Here is a 16,495-nt window from a genome sequence, read left to right on the forward strand (position 1 = left end):
GTGTATCAATCCTGTATCGATGTGGCCGACGCTTCGGACATGAGCCGATCCCCATCGCCCGTGGGCGAACCGACCGAAACCCGCGCCGTCACGCGCGGCGTCTCCGTCGTCATCCCGGTCAAGGACCGGGTGCCGGAGATGCGCCGCCAGCTCCGCAGCCTGCGCGCCGCCGCACCGCACTGTCCCGAACCGGTCGAGGTGGTGGTGGTGGACGACTCGGCCCCCGCCGTGGCCGCCGCGCACCGCGCCGCCTGCGCCGAGTACGGCGCCCGCTACGTGCGCGGGCCCCGGCACGTCGGCGCCAAGCGGAACCTGGGCGTCCGGCACGCCCGGCACGACCTGCTGCTCTTCACCGACTCCGACTGCCGGGTCCCGGCCGATCTGATCACCCGGTACGCGGCCCGGCTGCGGGCCAGCGGCGAGGAGGTCGCCGGCGTCACCGGTCCGGTGCTCGTGGAGCCCGGCGACGGCGTCTTCTTCCGCGTGATGAGCCGCTCCTACCTGCTGCTCGGCGACCTGACCCGGCCGCTGCACTTCGCCCGGGTGTCCTGGGGCGCCGGGGCGAACACCGCGCTGAAGCGCGCCGCGTTCGAGGCGGTCGGCGGGTTCCCGGAGGACTCGCCGATGCCGATCGGCGGCGAGGACCTGCACCTCGGGCTGCTGCTGACCGACGCCGGGTACGTGCTGCTCGCCGAGCCGGACGGGGTGGTCACCCACGACACCGGCGTCGCCGACACGTTCCGCGCGGCCGCCTACCGGTTCACCACGTACGGCCGCTCCGAACAGTGGCTCTGCCTGGCCCACCCGCACCGACGCCGGTTCGTGCTGAACACCGTCAGCACGCTCGCCGTCACCGCACTGGCCGGGCTGCTCACCGCCCGGCGCAGCGGCGGACGCAGCCTGCTCGCGGTGCCGGCCGTCGCGGCGGCGGTGATCGCCGCGAAGACACCCGGCCGGCTCGGCGGCGACCGCGGCCCCCGGGCGGTGGCCGAGTCGGTCGCCTGCGCGGCGGTCGAGACGCTCTTCGACGGCGCCGCGTTCGTCACCGCGCTCCGGCTGGGCCGGCCCGACCTGCTCTTCACCGGTTTCCGCGCGCCGGACGAGGCCGACTACCAACCCGTCGACCCGGCGCCGGCGCAGCCGGTGGCGGCCTGAGGAGGCGACCGTGCCGACGACGCTGCCGCTGGCGCCCAGCCAGCAGATGATGTGGGAGTTCATGACCGCGCTCGACCCGGACCACCCGGGCGACGCCCGGCTCGTGGTGGTGGAGTTCCGCCGCCTGATCGGCACGCTGCGGGTCGACGTGCTGCGCCGGGCGGTGCAGGACGTGGTGGACCGGCACGACGCGCTGCGGATGCGGTTCGACCGGATCGGCGCCGACCCGGCGGTCACCATCCTGCCGCACGTCGACTCGCCGCTGGAGTACGTCGACCTGACCGGCCGCCCGCCGGCCGAGCAGCGGGCCCGCGTCGAGCAGATCGCGTACGCGCACCGCAACGTGGCGTTCGACCCGGCGCGGGCGCCGCTGTGGCGGGCCGCTCTGGTGCGGCTCTCCGCGACCGAGCACGTGCTCGCGCTCTGCTTCTTCCACATGGTCTCCGACGGCTGGTCCTGCCGGGTGTTCGTGGAGGACGTGTGCCACGCGTACGCGGCCCGGCTCGGCGCGGTCGAACCGCAGCCGCCGCTGGGCGTGGACTTCGCCGGACTCGCCGCGCTCCAGGATACGGAACTTGCCGGCGGCGGCATCGACGCCGCCACCCGGGCCGGCTGGTGGGCCGACCGGCTGCGGCCGGTGGAGCCGTACCAGCTCTTCCCGGCGCCCGCCCCCGGGCCGGACGTGGCGCTCAGCGCGGAGGTGGCCACCCGGTTCGCGTTCCCGCCGGAGATCACCGCGTGGCTGCGCCCGGCCGCCCGGGCGGAGCGGACCAGCCCGTACGTGCTGCTGCTCGCCGCCTACCTGGTGTTGCTCTCGCTGCGGGCCGGGCGGCGTCGGGTGGTGCTCGGCACCACCACGCTGGGCCGGGAGAGCCCGCTGTCGCGGCAGCTCATCGGGCAGTTCACCAACAACGTCTACCTGCCGGCGACGATCGACCCGCACGAGCCGATGCGGGCGGTGGTCGCCGCCGCGCACGCCGCGCTGGCCGGGGCGATCGACCACGCGGCCCCGTTCCACCGGGTGGCCCGCGCGGTCCGGCCGGACTTCCCCCGGATGCGTCCATGGCCCGACAACCACCTCTTCGACGCCTGGTTCCAGTCCGCCGCGTCGGCCTCACCGGTGCTGGCCGTCCCCGGGCTGCGGGTGGAGCCGATCGATGTGACGGCCCGCCCGGCGCCCGGCACCCCGCCGCCGGTGCTCGCCGCCGACGTGCCGCCGGACAGCCTGCCGGTCTGGGTGAAGCGCGGCTCGCCGATCGTGGTGGTCGACGACGACCGGTCCGGCGGCGTGCTCATCCGCAACCGTGGCGTCTTCGGCGACGACCTGGTCCGCGGCCTGATCGACGACTACGTGGCGGTGGTCTCGGCGCTGGTCACCGACGCCGACCTGACCCCGGCGCGGCTGCGCCTGCCTGACGGTGCGTGCTTCCTCGACCACGCGACGGGGTAGGACACTCACCGGCACCGATCCGAGAGAGGTACGACGACCATGACGGACACCTCGACGCAGCAGGACGCGACGACGTCGCCCGCGCCGCCGCCGACCCGGTCGGCCGTACGGGCCCGCTGGTCGGTGGTGCTGCTCTTCGTCATCATGGGCCTGGCCATCGGCGGCTGGTCCGCCCGCGTGCCGGAGGTCCGCGACGCGGTCGGCGTCGGCAACACCGGCTGGGGCCTGGCCAACATCGCCACCAACGCGGGGGAACTGGTCTCCCTGGTCGTGGTGGCGGTGCTGATCAGCCGGATCAACACCCGCCGGCTGGCGTTGGCCGGGGCCGCGCTGATCCTGGTCAACGCGCCGCTGCTGGCGGCCTCGACCACTGTGGTGGCGCTCGTCGCCGGGCTGGCGGTCTGGGGCTTCGCGGCCAACCTGCTGGCCACCCCGATGAACGCCCAGTCGGTGGAGGTGCAGAAACGCTACGGGCGACCGATCCTGTCCACCTTCCACGCCGGTTTCAGCATCGGCATGCTGGCCGGCGGGCTCTGCGGCACCGGCGCCGCCGCGGTCGGGCTCTCCCCGTCCGCGCAGATGGCGGTCACCAGCGTGCTGCTCGGCGCGCTGCTCATCGGCACCCAGCGGTGGCTGCCGGACACGCCCCGGCAGGAGACGAAGGAGGGCGAGGCCCGGCGCGGGCTGCGCGAGCGGTTCACCCCGCAGCTGCTGCTGCTCGCGGTGATCGCCTTCCTCGCCTCGTTCGTCGAGATGGCCGGCGCGCAGTGGAGCGCGCTCTACGCCACCGAGGTGGCCGGCGCCGCGGCGGTGCTCGCCGCCGCCACGTACACCTGTCTCTCGCTGGCCGCCACCGTGGCCCGGTTGTTCGGCGACCGGCTGGCCGGCCGGATCGGCCGGATCCGATTCGTCCGGGCGTCCGCGCTGGTCGCCGCCGTCGGCGTGGCGCTGCCGGTGGCGTACCCCCATCCGGCCGCGGTGATGGCCGGCTTCGCGCTGCTCGGCTTCGGGCTGGCCTGCGTGACCCCGACGGTGCTCGGCTTCGCCGGTGAGCAGCCCGGCCTGACCTCGGGCGAGGGCGTCTCGGTGGTGGCGATGGGACAGTGGCCCGGCGCGCTGCTCGCGGCGCCGGTGATCGGGCTGCTCGCCGGCGCGTTGAACCTGCGGACCGCGTTCCTGGTGGTGGCCGTGCTGGCGTTGGCCATCGTGGCGCTGATGGGTCCGGTCCGGGCCCGCGCGCTGCCGGGCGAGGGCGCGGTGACCTGACCGGCACGTGCCCGCGCCCCGGCCCCGCTCGCGACGGCCGGGACGCGGGCGACGACCGTCAGAAGTCGTCGTCGAAGGTGACCCGGCCGGTCACGCCGACCTGGTAGGCGGACACCCGCCGCTCGAAGAAGTTGGACAGCTCCTGCACGTCCTGCAACTCCATGAACGCGAACGGGTTGCCGCTGCCGAACATCGGCGCCATGCCCAGCGCGGCCAGCCGGCGGTCGGCCACGTGTTGCAGGTAGCGCCGCATGTCGGCCGGCGACATGCCGGAGACGCCCTGCTCCAGCAGGTCCTCGGCGAACTGCGCCTCGCACTCCACCGCCTCGGCCAGCATCTCCCGCACCTGCCGTTCCATCTCGGCGTCGAACAGCTCCGGCTCCTCGGCGCGCACGGTGTCCACCACGTCGAACGCGAACGCCATGTGCATCGACTCGTCCCGGAACACCCAGTTGGTGCCGGACGCCAGCCCGTTGAGCAGCCCCCGGGACCGCAGGAAGTAGACGTAGGCGAACGCGCCGTAGAAGAACAGCCCCTCGATGCAGGCGGCGAAGCAGATCAGGTTGAGCAGGAACGCCCGCCGGTCGTCGCGGGTGCGCAGCTCCCGCAGCGCGAAGATCGAGTCGATCCACCGGAAGCAGAACTCGGCCTTGCGGGCGATCGACGGGATGTTCTCCACCGCCGCGAACGCGGCGAACCGTTCGGTCTCGTCCGGCACGTAGGTGTCCAGCAGGTTCAGGTAGAACTGGACGTGCACCGCCTCCTCGAACAGTTGCCGGGACAGGTAGAGCCGCCCCTCCGGGGAGTTGACGTGCTGATAGAGGTTGAGCACCAGGTTGTTGGCGACGATGGTGTCGCCGGTGGCGAAGAACGCCACCAGCCTCGACACCAGGTGCCGCTCGGCCGGGGAGAGCCGGTTCAGGTCGGCCAGGTCGGCGTGCAGGTCCACCTCCTCCACGGTCCAGGTGTTCCTGATCGCGTCCCGGTAGCGGTCGAAGAAGTGCGGGTAGCGCATCGGGCGCAGGGTGAGGTTCATGCCCGGGTCGAGCAGCATCGGTCGGTCCTCGGCGGTCGTGGTCACTGGCAGGCCTCGCAGCTCTCGGGGTTCTCCAGGGAGCAGGCCGTCGCCGCGTCGACGACCGGCGCGAGCACCGGTGCGACGGTGGCCTGCTGGATCCGGGTGGCGGGTCGGGACCGCAGGTAGTAGGTGGTCTTCAGGCCGGCCCTCCAGGCGTACCGGTACATCGAGGAGAGCTTGCCGATGGTCGGCGCGCTCAGGAACAGGTTCAGCGACTGCGACTGGTCGACGAAGGGCGCCCGGGCGGCGGCCAGGTCGATCAGGGCCCGCTGCGGCAGCTCCCACGCGGTGCGGAACAGCTCCCGCACGTCGGCGGGCAGCTCGTCGAGGTCCTGCACCGAGCCCTCCGCGCGGCGGATCCGGTCCCGGACCTGCGGCGTCCACATGCCCCGGGCCTTCAGCTCCCGGACCAGGTACGTGTTGACCTGGAGGAACTCGCCGGACATGGTCTCGCGTTTGAACAGGTTGGACACCTGCGGCTCGACGCACTCGTAGCAGCCGGCGATCGAGGCGATGGTGGCGGTCGGCGCGATCGCCACCAGCAGCGAATTGCGCAGCCCGTGCGCGGCGACCCGCGCCCGCAGCGCGGCCCACCGCTCGCGCTGCGTGGGCTCCGCCCCCCACAGGTCCGGGTGCAGATCTCCCTTCGCGGCCCGGGTGTGGAGGTACGCCGGATGCGGCCCGAACCGTTCGGCCAGCCCGGCGGACGTCTCCAGCGCGGTCAGCAGGATCTCCTCCTGCACCCGGGTGGACAGCTCCCGCGCCGCCGCCGAGTCGAACGGAAGGCGCAGCGTGAAGAACGCGTCCTGCAGGCCCATCAGCCCCAGCCCGACCGGCCGCCAGCGCGGGTTCGACGCCGCCGCCTGCGCGGCCGGGTAGTAGTTGATGTCGATCACCCGGTCGAGGAAGACCACCGCGGTGCGCACCGTGGCCCGCAGCTTCTCCCAGTCGACGCCGTCGGCGGTGACGTGCGCGCCCAGGTTGACCGAGCCGAGGTTGCACACCGCCGTCTCGGCGTCGTCGTTGACCTCCAGGATCTCGGTGCACAGGTTGGACAGGTGGATGACGTTCCCCGGCTCGCCGGTCTGGTTGGACAACCGGTTCGCCGCGTCCTTGAACGTCATCCAGCCGTTGCCGGTCTGCGCGAGCGTGCGCATCATCCGCCCGTACAGGTCCCGGGCCTTGACCACGCGGACCGCCTTCTTCTCCGCCGCCCGGTACGCGGCGTCGAACGCCTCGCCGTACAGGTCGGGCAGCTCCGGCGCATCCGACGGGTCGATCAGTGACCAGTCCTCGTCGGCCTCGACCCGGCGCATGAACTCGTCCGGGATCCAGTTGGCCAGGTTGAGGTTGTGGGTACGCCGGGACTCCTCGCCGGTGTTGTCCCGCAGCTCCAGGAACTCCTCCACGTCCGGGTGCCACGGCTCCAGGTAGACGCAGGCCGCGCCCTTGCGCCGGCCGCCCTGGTTGACCGCGGCCACCCCGGCGTCGAGCGTCTTGAGGAACGGCACGATGCCGTTGGACCGGCCGTTCGTGCCCCGGATCAGCGCCCCCCGGCCCCGCACCCGGGACCAGGAGATGCCGATGCCGCCGGAGAACTTCGACAGCTTCGCCACCTGGTGGTAGCGCTCGTAGATCGAGTCCAACTCGTCGCGCGGGGAGTCCACCAGGAAGCACGACGACATCTGGGTGTGCCGGGTGCCCGAGTTGAACAGCGTCGGGGAGCTGGGCAGGTAGGCCAGCCGGGACATCAACCGGTAGAAGCCGATCGCCTCGGCCGGCGTGTGCGACAGCCCGCAGGCCACCCGCAGCAACCAGTACTGCGGCGTCTCCACCACCAGCCGTGACTCCGGGTGCCGCAGCAGGTAGCGGTCCGCCACCGTGCGCAGTCCGAAGTACTCGAACCGCAGGTCGCCGTCCGGGTCCACGGCGTCGTCCAGCTCGCCGGCGTGGCGGGCGACGAACGCGGCGGTGTCGGCACCGATCAACCCCAGCCCGTGCGCGTACGCGATCGACTCGCTGAACCGCGTCACCTGCTGCCCACGGACCTCCTCGGCCACGTACGCGGCCAGCAGGCGGGCGGCCAGCTTCGAGTACTGCGGCTCCTCGCCGATCAGCTCCGCCGCCGTCTGGATCGACAACCGGTCCAGCTCCGACGTGGTCGCCCCGTCGTAGAGCCCGCTGATCGTCCTGGTGGCCACCCGCAGCGGGTCCACCTCGTCCAGGTCGGTGACCCACCGTTCGACCGCCCGCACGATCCGGTTGACGTCGACCGGCTCGGTGTCGCCGTCCCGCTTGCGGACCCGCATCGCCAGCCGGCGCTGCTCCGGGGGGCTCTCCCGTACGACCGTCATGACCTCTCCTCGCTGTCACTCCGATGGCCTCGGACGGCGGGAGAACGCCAACGGACGCGGCACGCACGGCCGGCCCGGCTGCTGGCGTCGGTCGTCCCGCGCGACCGTCGACCGCCGCGCGCGGCAGCGCACGGCGCGCTGGCAGGTCTTCGGACTCGCGGGCGTCGTGCTCGTTCCTACTGGCCGTCGCTTCCCGGACCTCGCGGTCCAGTGCTTCATGACGGCGGTCGTTCCCACTCACCGCTGCGGGGCAGTCCCGGACTTCCACCGGGTTCCCTCTTGCCTCGACCGCGCCGTGGAGCGCGGCCGAACCAGCTGCGGAAGACACCATATATGGCGGTGACGACGGGTGGGCAACACCAGATGTCGGGTCCGCGTGTCGGCTACGTCTCAGTTCAGGAATGGCGCCGAGCGGGGCGGCGACGATACTCGGCGGCATGGCGAATCCGGGGCGCCGTTGGGCGTGGGTCGTGGTCCTGCTGGTCGGTGTCGGGCTGTTCCTGCTGGTGCTGGAGACACTCGTCGGCACCCGGAACATCAACTTCGTGCCCGCGCTGATCGTGCTCGGCGCCGCCGTCGCCCCGGCCACGTTCCTGACCTTCGCCGAGGGCCGGTCGGGCCGGTGGCGGCTCCCCGGCGCGGTCGTCGGCGTCGCCGCGTTCCTCGGCGGGGTGATCGGCGTGGTCGCCGCCGGTTGGCTGGAGTTCGACACGCTGCGCCGGCTGGGGGTGCTGCCGATGGTCTTCGTCGGCCTGATCGAGGAGACCGCGAAGCTGATCGTGCCGGTCGGCATCCTGCTGCTGTGGCGGCGGCACCGCACGCCGGGCGAGGGGCTGGTGGTCGGGGTGGCGTCCGGCGCCGGCTTCGCCGCGCTGGAGACGATGGGTTACGCGTTCACCGCGCTGGTCGGGTCGCAGGGCAACCTCGGCGCGGTCGAGCGGACGCTGCTGATCCGCGGCCTCACCGCTCCCGCCGCCCACCTGGCCTGGACGGGCCTGACCGCCGGCGCGTTGTTCGCGTTCGCCGCCGCGCCCGCACCTCGACCGCGACCCGAAGGAGGGGGCCCCGGTTAACGCCTCCGGTATAGGCGGGGCCCCCGCTTGACACCTGTCGCCCGCCGCAGCTACCAGGTGACCGGCAGGCCGACCGGGCCGAGGATGGCGTGCCCCGCCTTCCACGCGACGTCGCCCGGCGGCACCGCGAGGCGCAGCCCGGGCAGCTCCCGCAGCAGCAGGCCGAGGGCGGTGCGGACCTCCAGCGCGCCCAGGTGCGCCCCGATGCAGTAGTGCGGGCCGTGCCCGAAGGACAGGTGCGGGGTGGGCGGCCGGTCGAAGTCCATCCGTTCCGGGTCCTCGAACACGTCCGGGTCGCGGTTGGCCGCGTCGTGCGACGGGACGACGATGTCGCCCTCGGCCAGCCGGGCGCCGCTGGGCAGCGTCACGTCCGCCATCGCCCGCCGTGGCATCTCGTCCCCGTTGGACGTGGAGTGCAGCCGTTCCAGCTCGGCGACCGCGGCGTCCAGCCGGTCGGGGTGCGCCACCAGGTAGGCCCAGGCCGTCCCGTCCGGCCCGTACGACTCGGTCTGGAGCACGTGCACGAACGTGGCGATCGAGCTGGCCGTGGTCTCCCAACCGCCCACGACGAGCGAGATGGGCAGCTTGATCTGCACGTCCGCCGGCTGGTCGGCGGCGGCGGTCGCGATCCGGCCGAGCAGGTCGTCGCCGGGCCGCCCGCGTCGCCGCTCCAGCTCGCCCCACAGGTAGCCGCCCATCTCCTCGGCCGCCCGGGTGGCGTCGTCGCGGCTCGGGTCGCCGGCCCCGAGGAACATGTCGCCCCAGCGCCGGAACCGCATCCGATCGTCGGCGGGCAGGCCGAGCAGGTCACAGATCACGTCCAGCGCGAACGGGACGGCGAAGTCCCGGACCAGGTCCGCCGGCGCGCCGGAGTCCACCATCGACGCCAGCCTCGCCACCGCCGCGGCCCGCACGGCGTCGCGCAGCTCGTCGACCGCCGGCCGGGTGAACGCGTCCTTCACCGTGCCCCGCACCCGGGCGTGCGCGTCGCCGTCCATACCGAGCATGGTGCCCGCCACGTCGACCTCGTCGGCGTGCGCCGCGGCGGCACGGGAGAAGACGTCCTGTCGGCGCAGCACCTCCCGGACGTCGGCGTAGCGGCAGATCAGCAGCGCCGGGACCGGCTCGCCGCCGACGCGGCGCACGATCGGCGCCAGGCCGGAGCCGGCGGCGAGGCGGGCGTAGTCCGGGTGCTTGCGCGGGCCGGGTGGCCGGTTGACGCCGTCGGCGTCCTGGTAGAAGGGGTGGGGCCGGCGGGCGTCGATGTCCATCATCCGTCCACAGTGCCAGCTCCGGGCCGGTGGTGGGGCCCGAGACGCGGCCCCACCACCCGACCGGTCAGTCGCCGACCGGGGCCGGCGAGACCGGGACGGCCGGGCGTCGACGCCGGTGCAGCAGTCCCGCCACGGCGTCGACCACGAGGAAAGCGAGCAGCGTGCCGCCGAACCAGGGCAGCGCCCAGCCGAGCGCCACCAGCACCGGTACCCCGATCAGCAGTGTCCACCGTCGTATCCCACGTACCGCCCCACGGGCCGGCGGCGCGCCCAGCGGGGCCCGGCGGTCGGCGCGGGTGGGGCGGCGCTGCCACCACATCCGGTATCCCCAGACGACGACGCAGAGCAGGCCGAGCGCGAGCGCCGCGAGCAGGACCTGGTTGACCGGCCCGAAGAGCCGGCTCATGTGGGCCTGGATGCCGAGCTTGCTGAGCTTCGCCAGCACCGGCCAGTCGGCGAAGTCGCTGCGCGCGGTCACCGTGCCGGCGACCGGGTCGACGGCGACCCGGTCGTACCGGACCGGCCAGCGGTCGTCGGCCTGCGCGACCGTCCACGCGGTGCCGTCCGCGGCCGCCGGGGTGATCGCGACCGGTCCGGACAGGCCGGCGGCGCGTGCGCTCTCCAGCACCCGGTCGTAGGTCACCGGGTCCGCCGCCGGCGCGACGGCCGTGCCGCCGTGCTGGTGGCCACCGGCGGCAGCGGGCGGCGCGCCGGCGAGGGCGGTGGAGATCTCCGGGGTGCCGGCGCGCAGCGCGTCCAGACCGGCGCCGAAGTTCGCCCCGGCGTAGCGGGACCAGGTCAGGCCGGTGACGGAGAGGAAGAGCAGGCCGACGGCGAGCCAGACACCGGTGGTCGCGTGCCAGCCCCGGGTCCGCCGCACGCCCCGGCCGGCGGACAGGTCGGGCACGAGCAGGTGCCGGACGTGGGCCCGGCCGGCGGCGCGCCGGCGCCACCACAGCACCACGCCGCCCAGCACCAGCACCCACAGCCAGCTCGCCGCGATCTCCGAGTAGTGCCGGCCCACCGCACCCAGGTGCAGGTTGCGGTGCAGGTCGTCCAGCCAGGTGGTGGTCGGCGTCGAACCGAACCAGGTGGTCAACCGCCCGGTGACCCGTGCGGTGTACGGGTCGACGTAGACGGTGTGCTGCCGGTCGCCGAGGTCGTCCCGGGCGAACACTACCCGGGTGGTCCGGTCGCCGTCGCCGGGCTGCACGCCGGTGAGCGTGCCGTCGGGGTGCGCGGCGCGGGCGGCGGCGATCTGCTCGGCGAGTGGCCGGGCCCGCTCCCCGACGGAGGAGACGGTGAGCGTGTCGCCGTAGAGCGCCTCGTCGAGCTGCGGGGTGGCCGTGTAGGCCAGCCCGGTGAGCGCGGCGACCAGCAGGAACGGTGCGACGAGGATACCGGCGTAGAAGTGCAGGCGGGTCAGTAGCGCGGTCAGCGGCGCGGGCCGGCGTGCCGGCCGGGTCGGCTCCGTCGGGGTGGCGGGGGAGTCCGGCGCGCGATCGCCGGGCAGTTCGGTCACGGACATCTGGGCAACTCCGATCGGGAACGAGGAATTGGGGTGTGGCCGGCCCGCTGCCCGTCGAGCCGTGCCGTGGTGCGCGGTTGCCGCCTCCCGGGTGAATGGTCGGGCCGGACCGCGCGGAAGTTCCCGCCGAGATGCCGATCAGTTCCGGTCGCGCGCGGCAGCGGCCAGGAACGCGTTGTAGCGGGCCAGGTCGTCGTCCTCGCCGGTGGCCTCGGCCCGGTCCGCGGCCCGGTCGAGGCGGCGCTGCTCCCGCTGGTCGGCCCGGATCCACTGCCGGACCAGCAGGACCATCACGACGGCGGCGGGGATCTCGCCGAACGCCCAGGCGATGCCGGCGCCCAGCTTCTGGTCGTCGAGCAGGGACGACGCCCAGTCGGGGTGGACGCCGAGATACCAGTCGGGGGCGATGACCGTGGTGGTCTGCATGAGCGCGAGCCCGAAGAAGCCGTGCGCCATCATCGAGGCCAGGTGGATGAGCACCAGGATCGGGTGGGGGAGCCGGGGCCGGCCCGGGTCGATGCCGATGAGCACCCAGAACAGCAGGTAGCCGGAGGCCACGAAGTGCCCCAGCATGGCCAGGTGCCCGAGATGGGAGCGCATCAGCGTGCCGAGCAGATCACTGAAGTAGAGGCCGAACAGGCCGGCGGTGTAGATGCCGAGCGCCACCAGCGGATGGGTGAGCAGCCGGGCGGGGCGGCTGTGCAGGGCGCGCAGCAGCCACTCCCGGGTGCCGCGCACCCCCGGCTCGGTGGGGCGGCGCAGCGCCCGCAGCGCGAGCGTGACCGGGGCGCCGCCGACCAGCAGGATCGGCACCACCATGGACAGCACCATGTGCTGGGCCATGTGCGCGCTGAACAGCACGTAGGCGTAGCGGGCGAAGCCGAGGCCGGTGGCGGCGGCCAGCACCAGCAGGCCACCGATCCAGCTCGCGGTCCGGGCCGGCGGCCAGCGGTGCCCGCTCCGGCGGAGCCGGCGCACCCCGGCCAGGTAGCCGCCGATGCCGACAGCGGTCACGGTGAGGAAGAACAGGTCGGGCAGTGGCTGGCCGAGCAGGTGCGCGGCGGTGGGTGCGGCCGGCATCGGAAAGCCGAGCACCTCGGTCACCGGGTCGGCGTCGGCCGGCGCGGTGACCGGCGTCGGGCTGCGCGACAGCGCCACGGCCAGGCCGACCGTGGCGCCGAAGACCACCATCTCCCCGGCGGCGAGCCGGGCGAACGCGCGGCGTCGCCCGTCCGCCAGACCCGGCAGCGTACGCGCCCGGTGCGCCGCGCCGAGCAGGCCGAGCACCACCAGCGCGGCCAGCTTGCCGAGCACCAGCCACCCGTAGCGGGACCGCCAGAGCTGGTCGACGTCGCCGAGGCGGACCGCCGCGTTGGCCAGTCCGCTCACCGTGACGGCCACGAGGCAGGCGAGCGCGAGCCGACTGTAGCGTGCGGCCGCCCCGGGCAGGTGCCGGCTGCGCCGGACGGTCAGCAGCGCGGCCAGGCCACCGGCCCACAGCGCGGCGGCGAGCACGTGCAGGGCCAGGCTGGACACCGCGATCTGGTGGTTGCCGGCCCCGGCGGCGTGGCCGGTCAACGCCGGCGGCAGCAGGCCGAGGAGCGCCAGCCCCGCCGCGACCGCGGCCGTGCCGCGGGACAGGCCGACCCGGGCCGCCACCGCCACCACCGCCGCCAGTCCGGCCTGCGTCAGCAGCGACCGCCCCTGCGAGATGTCGACACCGAAACTGACCACGCTCGCCGCGCCGAGCCGGCCGAGCGGCACGCCGAGCAGGTCGGAGACGGTCAGCACCAGCAGCGTCAGGGCCGCCACGGCCCAGCCGGCCGCCGCCAGGCCGGCGCGGCGCAGCAACAGCCAGCCGTGCGCGGAGACGCTCGCGCCGTCGCCGGGGAGCAGGAACGCGGCGGTCACCGCGAACCCGACCGTGAGTGTGGCCAGCCCGTCCGCGAGCAGCCGCACCACCGGCAGCGCCCAGGCGGTGACCGGGCCGGGATCGGGCAGGCCGGGAATCGTGGCGGCGAGCGCGCCGCCGGCCCGCAGCGCGAGCAGGAGTACGGCCACCGCCGCGCCGACCGTCGCCACCCCGACCAGCCAACCGGCCGGGCCCGTCGCACCGCCGACGCCCGGCCCGGCCGCCGGCGGCCGGGCGGTGAACGGTCCGGTTGGCGACCCGCCGGCCCCCGGCACGCTCGCCGTCGATCCGGCCGCGACCGGTCCGGCCGCGTCAGGCCGTTCCGTGGTGGACGGTTCGGCCGGAGCGGGCTGCCGGTGGGCCGGGGATTGCGGTGCCGGTGAGGCGGGCTGGTGCACGGTGCGGAACCTGGTTTCGGATCGGCGCGCCGGGATGACCCCGGCCGCGTGGGTCAGGAGGTGCGGCGGCGCCGGAGCAGCAACACGGCCGCGCCCGCCGCGGCCAGGGCGACGACCACGCCGCCGGCGACCAGGGCGAGCGGCGGTCCGTCGTGGGCGCCGGCGGCGGAGACCGGGGTGGCCGGCGTCGACGTGCCGGCCACCCCGGCCGCCGCGGGTGCGGCCGGGTCGGCCACGGTGAAGCGGTACGACCCCTGCACCGGGTGCCCGTCGGCGGAGACCACCCGGTAGGCGACCGTGTAGGTGCCGTTTGCCAGCGGCTGGTCCACGGTCACGGTGCCTGCCGTGCCGTCGACGGCCGGTACGCCGGTCGGCACCTTCCGCCGCTCGGCGTCGCTGAGCACGATGGTGGTGAACTCCGGGTTGAGCCGTTGCAGGAAGCGCAGCGTCACCGAGGTAGGCGCGGCGGTGAGCCGGGCGTCCTGCGCCGGGGCGGCCGACTGCAACGCGTTGTGCGCCGCGGCGGGCGCGGCCGGGGCCAGCAGCAACGCGGTGAGCGCCGCGGCGAGCGCGGGAACGGCACGGGTACGCATCCTGCGAACGGCCTTCCTGGTCGTGGTCATGTGAGCACCTGCTGGCCGATCCAGCCGCCGTCCGGGCAGCCGGGCGGTACGGCGAAGACGGCGGAGCCGATCGGGGTGGTCCACTCGTTGAGCAGGTCCCGTTCGGCGAGCCGCCGCTGGATGGGCAGGAACTGCCGGGCGACGTCGGCCTGGTAGGCGGCGAAGACCAGACCGCTGTCCGCGTGCCCCTCGGCGGTGGGCACCCCGTCGTAGTTGTAGGGCCGGCGCAGGATCTTCTGCCGGTCGTCGGTGACGTGGGCGCGGGTGAGGTGGGAGAAGTCCGGGATGACGGTGAGCCCGTCCGGCCCGAGCGCGGCGAAGTCGGGTTCGTCGTGTTCGGCGGTGCCGGTCAGCGGCGCGCCGGTGTCGAGGCGCCGCCCGACGGCGACCTCCCGGTCGGCGCGGCCGAGCAGGTCCCAGGTCTCCAGGTTCATGCTGATCCGCCGCACCACGAGGGTGGTGGAGTCGCGTAGCCAGACCGGTCCGTCGGTCACCCAGACGGCGGTGTCGGCGGGGGCACCGGGTCTCGGGTTGGCGGTGCCGTCGAGCTGCCCGAACAGGTTGCGCTGGGTGCGCCCCGGCTCGGCGCCGGCGGCCCGCCGGAAGCCCTGCTGCACCCAGCGCACGGCGGCGAAGGGCCGGCTGTCCTTGACCAGGACGCGTTGGGCGTGGGCGACGGTGAGCGGGTCGTCGGCGCAGATCTGCAGCAGCAGGTCCCCGCCGGTCCAGCGGGGTTGCAGCCGGTCGACGCGGAACGCGGGCAGGTCGGCCACCGACGCGGGCCGGCGGTCGGCGCGCCCGGCGGCGGCGTAGAGGCCGGGGCCGAAGCCGAACGTGACGGTGAGCCGGGCGGGCAGCAGGCCGAGTTCCGGTTCGGTGTCGGCGAGCGCCGGCCGGCCCTGGGTGAGCCGGGCGGCGTCGTCGGAGAGCAGCCGCAGCATCCGCCCGAGCGCGGCCCGGTCGACGCCGGGTTTCAGGGTGAACGCGACGAACGCGGCGTGCGCCTGTGGCTCGGTGGTCACGCCGGACTGCCGGGCGCCGTGGAACGGCTCGACCGCGTCGCCGACCCGCGCGACCGGGACCGGCTCGGGGCGTACCGCCGGGTCGTCGGGGCGGGCCGCGGCGATCGCGGCGCCGCCGGCGAGCGTGCCCCCGACGGCGACGGCGCCGCCGGTGAGCAGGCCACGCCGGCTCACCTGACGGCCCGTGGCGGGACGGTCGGTCATGAGGCCGGGCTCATGCTCATCTCCGGCATCGGGGATTCGCCGTGGCCCGGGGCGTAGGACTCCTGGGCGCCGGTGAACGGCTTGGCGACCGCGGTGAACGTCTGGGTGCGGCCGTCGGCGAAGGTGAGCGTGAAGCTCAACTCGTCGCCGGCCCGCACCGGCTTGGCGATGTTCATCAGCATCAGGTGGTCGCCGCCGGGCTCCAGCGTGGCGCGGGAGTGCGCCTTGACCACGATGCCGCCCTCCTTGGGCTGCATGACCATCTTCCCGTCCTTCATGGTCATCTCGTGCAGCTCCATCGGGGAGACCTCGGTGGCGGCCCTGGTGATCGTCACGTCGGCGTCGCCGTCGTTGACCAGGGTGCCGAACGCCGCGGTCATGCCCTTGTCGGCGGCCTTCACCCACGGGTCGTCGATGCCGAGCACGCCGGCCGCCGCGCTCGCGGAGGCGGTCGCCGACGCCGACGGCGTCGTGGTGCTCGATCCGTCGGCGGATCCGCAGGCGGCGACGGACGCGGCCAGCAGGGCGGCGCCGATCAGGGCCGCTGGGCGCCGGAGTCGGCCGGTGGTGGTGCTGGGCATGACGGTGTCCCCTCGACGGTCGGTGTTCGTACCGTTGGTCGGGGCCGAGGGGCAGTTGGTTCCGAACGGTGCGATCGGTCACGCCGGTCCGCGGCGAGCCGGCCGGACACGCCGGCCCGCCGCGGCCGAACTCAGCAGTTGCGCAGCGCGGGGGACTGGTTGAGCAACTGCCCGCGGCTGGAGGTGAACCGGCGGTACGCCGCGGAACCGGCGGTGGACGGCCGGAACGCGGCCACCCGGTGACAGTTCTGGAACGCCAGCCGCACCCCGAAGTGGCGTTCCAGGCCGGCGCGGATCGCGTCGCTGGCCAGCGCGCGCAGCAGTTGACCGCGCTCGGCGTCGCCGGGTGGCGGGACGACGTTGTCGGCGAAGTCGGCGTCGGAGCCGGCCAGGTCGGCGGCTACCCGGCTGACGGTGTCCCAGGCGTACGGCAGGGAGTCGCGGACGCAGGCGACGAACGCCGCCTCGTCGACCTCTCCGGCCTCGGCGGCGTGCAGCAGGTCAGGCGGAACGGTGAGCGACATGGTCTCCTCCATTTTTCGGAAACGACAACCGTTTCCATTAATGTGACGAGGTG

The 16,495-nt window shown here is 74.4% G+C and carries 12 protein-coding genes, 1 pseudogene and 1 riboswitch; of the genes and pseudogenes, 4 read left to right on the forward strand and 9 right to left on the reverse strand.

Annotated elements, in window-relative coordinates:
- The first annotated feature begins 39 nt into the window (after positions 1-39).
- From O7618_RS07375 to O7618_RS07385, 3 genes are read left to right on the forward strand one after another with little or no spacing between them, the layout of a single operon-like run.
- Positions 40-1,155 (forward strand): glycosyltransferase, encoded by a 1,116-nt coding sequence (locus tag O7618_RS07375; protein ID WP_278105229.1) that lies wholly within the window; start codon positions 40-42, stop codon positions 1,153-1,155.
- Between the two features lie 10 nt (positions 1,156-1,165).
- Positions 1,166-2,605 (forward strand): condensation domain-containing protein, encoded by a 1,440-nt coding sequence (locus O7618_RS07380; protein ID WP_278105230.1) that lies wholly within the window; start codon positions 1,166-1,168, stop codon positions 2,603-2,605.
- Positions 2,606-2,644: 39 nt separating this feature from the next.
- Positions 2,645-3,871 (forward strand): MFS transporter, encoded by a 1,227-nt coding sequence (locus O7618_RS07385; protein WP_278105231.1) that lies wholly within the window; start codon positions 2,645-2,647, stop codon positions 3,869-3,871.
- 58 nt (positions 3,872-3,929) lie between these two features.
- Here the strand turns inward: O7618_RS07385 and O7618_RS07390 are convergent, their stop codons facing one another.
- Both O7618_RS07390 and O7618_RS07395 read right to left on the reverse strand, forming a co-directional pair.
- Positions 3,930-4,925, reverse strand: a complete 996-nt coding sequence (locus O7618_RS07390) for a ribonucleotide-diphosphate reductase subunit beta (protein WP_278109941.1) — start codon at positions 4,923-4,925, stop codon at positions 3,930-3,932.
- A gap of 23 nt (positions 4,926-4,948) precedes the next feature.
- A complete protein-coding gene (locus O7618_RS07395) occupies positions 4,949-7,303 on the reverse strand; it encodes a ribonucleoside-diphosphate reductase subunit alpha (protein ID WP_278105232.1) in 2,355 nt (784 codons plus the stop codon).
- Between the two features lie 122 nt (positions 7,304-7,425).
- Positions 7,426-7,634: riboswitch (cobalamin riboswitch) on the reverse strand.
- 106 nt (positions 7,635-7,740) lie between these two features.
- On the opposite strand from O7618_RS07395, the pseudogene O7618_RS07400 reads away from it, so the two are divergent.
- Positions 7,741-8,337: pseudogene (locus O7618_RS07400) on the forward strand (PrsW family glutamic-type intramembrane protease); the annotation flags it as partial.
- Between the two features lie 89 nt (positions 8,338-8,426).
- Here the strand turns inward: O7618_RS07400 and O7618_RS07405 are convergent.
- From O7618_RS07405 to O7618_RS07435, 7 genes are all read right to left on the reverse strand, one after another.
- The gene (locus O7618_RS07405) at positions 8,427-9,650 is read right to left on the reverse strand and encodes a cytochrome P450 (protein ID WP_278105233.1); all 1,224 of its coding nucleotides are present in this window, start codon (positions 9,648-9,650) and stop codon (positions 8,427-8,429) included.
- A gap of 64 nt (positions 9,651-9,714) precedes the next feature.
- Positions 9,715-11,178, reverse strand: coding sequence for a PepSY-associated TM helix domain-containing protein (locus tag O7618_RS07410; protein WP_278105234.1), 1,464 nt, complete (start codon positions 11,176-11,178; stop codon positions 9,715-9,717).
- 138 nt (positions 11,179-11,316) lie between these two features.
- Complete coding sequence (locus tag O7618_RS07415) at positions 11,317-13,260, reverse strand: bifunctional copper resistance protein CopD/cytochrome c oxidase assembly protein (RefSeq protein ID WP_278105235.1); 1,944 nt, start codon at positions 13,258-13,260, stop codon at positions 11,317-11,319.
- A 281-nt stretch (positions 13,261-13,541) separates the two neighbouring features.
- On the reverse strand, positions 13,542-14,081 hold the full coding sequence (locus O7618_RS07420; protein WP_278109942.1) for a copper resistance CopC family protein: 540 nt from the start codon (positions 14,079-14,081) through the stop codon (positions 13,542-13,544).
- A 26-nt stretch (positions 14,082-14,107) separates the two neighbouring features.
- On the reverse strand, positions 14,108-15,337 hold the full coding sequence (locus tag O7618_RS07425) for a Dyp-type peroxidase (protein WP_278105236.1): 1,230 nt from the start codon (positions 15,335-15,337) through the stop codon (positions 14,108-14,110).
- Positions 15,334-15,918 carry a copper chaperone PCu(A)C gene (locus tag O7618_RS07430; RefSeq protein ID WP_278105237.1) on the reverse strand — a complete coding sequence of 195 codons (585 nt, stop codon included), beginning with the start codon at positions 15,916-15,918 and terminating at the stop codon, positions 15,334-15,336. Before O7618_RS07430 ends, O7618_RS07425 begins: the two co-directional genes overlap by 4 nt.
- A 131-nt stretch (positions 15,919-16,049) precedes the next feature.
- The gene (locus O7618_RS07435; protein WP_278105238.1) at positions 16,050-16,442 is read right to left on the reverse strand and encodes an SCO5389 family protein; all 393 of its coding nucleotides are present in this window, start codon (positions 16,440-16,442) and stop codon (positions 16,050-16,052) included.
- Positions 16,443-16,495: the final 53 nt, after the last annotated feature.

Source organism: Micromonospora sp. WMMD980 (assembly GCF_029626035.1).
Taxonomy (GTDB): domain Bacteria; phylum Actinomycetota; class Actinomycetes; order Mycobacteriales; family Micromonosporaceae; genus Micromonospora.

Excerpts from the sequence above, each read along its gene's own strand:
- O7618_RS07375 (WP_278105229.1), top strand. The coding sequence starts at position 40 with ATGAGCCGATCCCCATCGCCCGTGGGCGAACCGACCGAAACCCGCGCC.
- O7618_RS07385 (WP_278105231.1), top strand. The coding sequence starts at position 2,645 with ATGACGGACACCTCGACGCAGCAGGACGCGACGACGTCGCCCGCGCCG.
- O7618_RS07390 (WP_278109941.1), bottom strand. The coding sequence starts at position 4,925 with ATGCTGCTCGACCCGGGCATGAACCTCACCCTGCGCCCGATGCGCTAC.
- O7618_RS07395 (WP_278105232.1), bottom strand. The coding sequence starts at position 7,303 with ATGACGGTCGTACGGGAGAGCCCCCCGGAGCAGCGCCGGCTGGCGATG.
- O7618_RS07405 (WP_278105233.1), bottom strand. The coding sequence starts at position 9,650 with ATGATGGACATCGACGCCCGCCGGCCCCACCCCTTCTACCAGGACGCC.
- O7618_RS07410 (WP_278105234.1), bottom strand. The coding sequence starts at position 11,178 with ATGTCCGTGACCGAACTGCCCGGCGATCGCGCGCCGGACTCCCCCGCC.
- O7618_RS07420 (WP_278109942.1), bottom strand. The coding sequence starts at position 14,081 with ATGCGTACCCGTGCCGTTCCCGCGCTCGCCGCGGCGCTCACCGCGTTG.
- O7618_RS07425 (WP_278105236.1), bottom strand. The coding sequence starts at position 15,337 with ATGACCGACCGTCCCGCCACGGGCCGTCAGGTGAGCCGGCGTGGCCTG.
- O7618_RS07430 (WP_278105237.1), bottom strand. The coding sequence starts at position 15,918 with ATGCCCAGCACCACCACCGGCCGACTCCGGCGCCCAGCGGCCCTGATC.
- O7618_RS07435 (WP_278105238.1), bottom strand. The coding sequence starts at position 16,442 with ATGTCGCTCACCGTTCCGCCTGACCTGCTGCACGCCGCCGAGGCCGGA.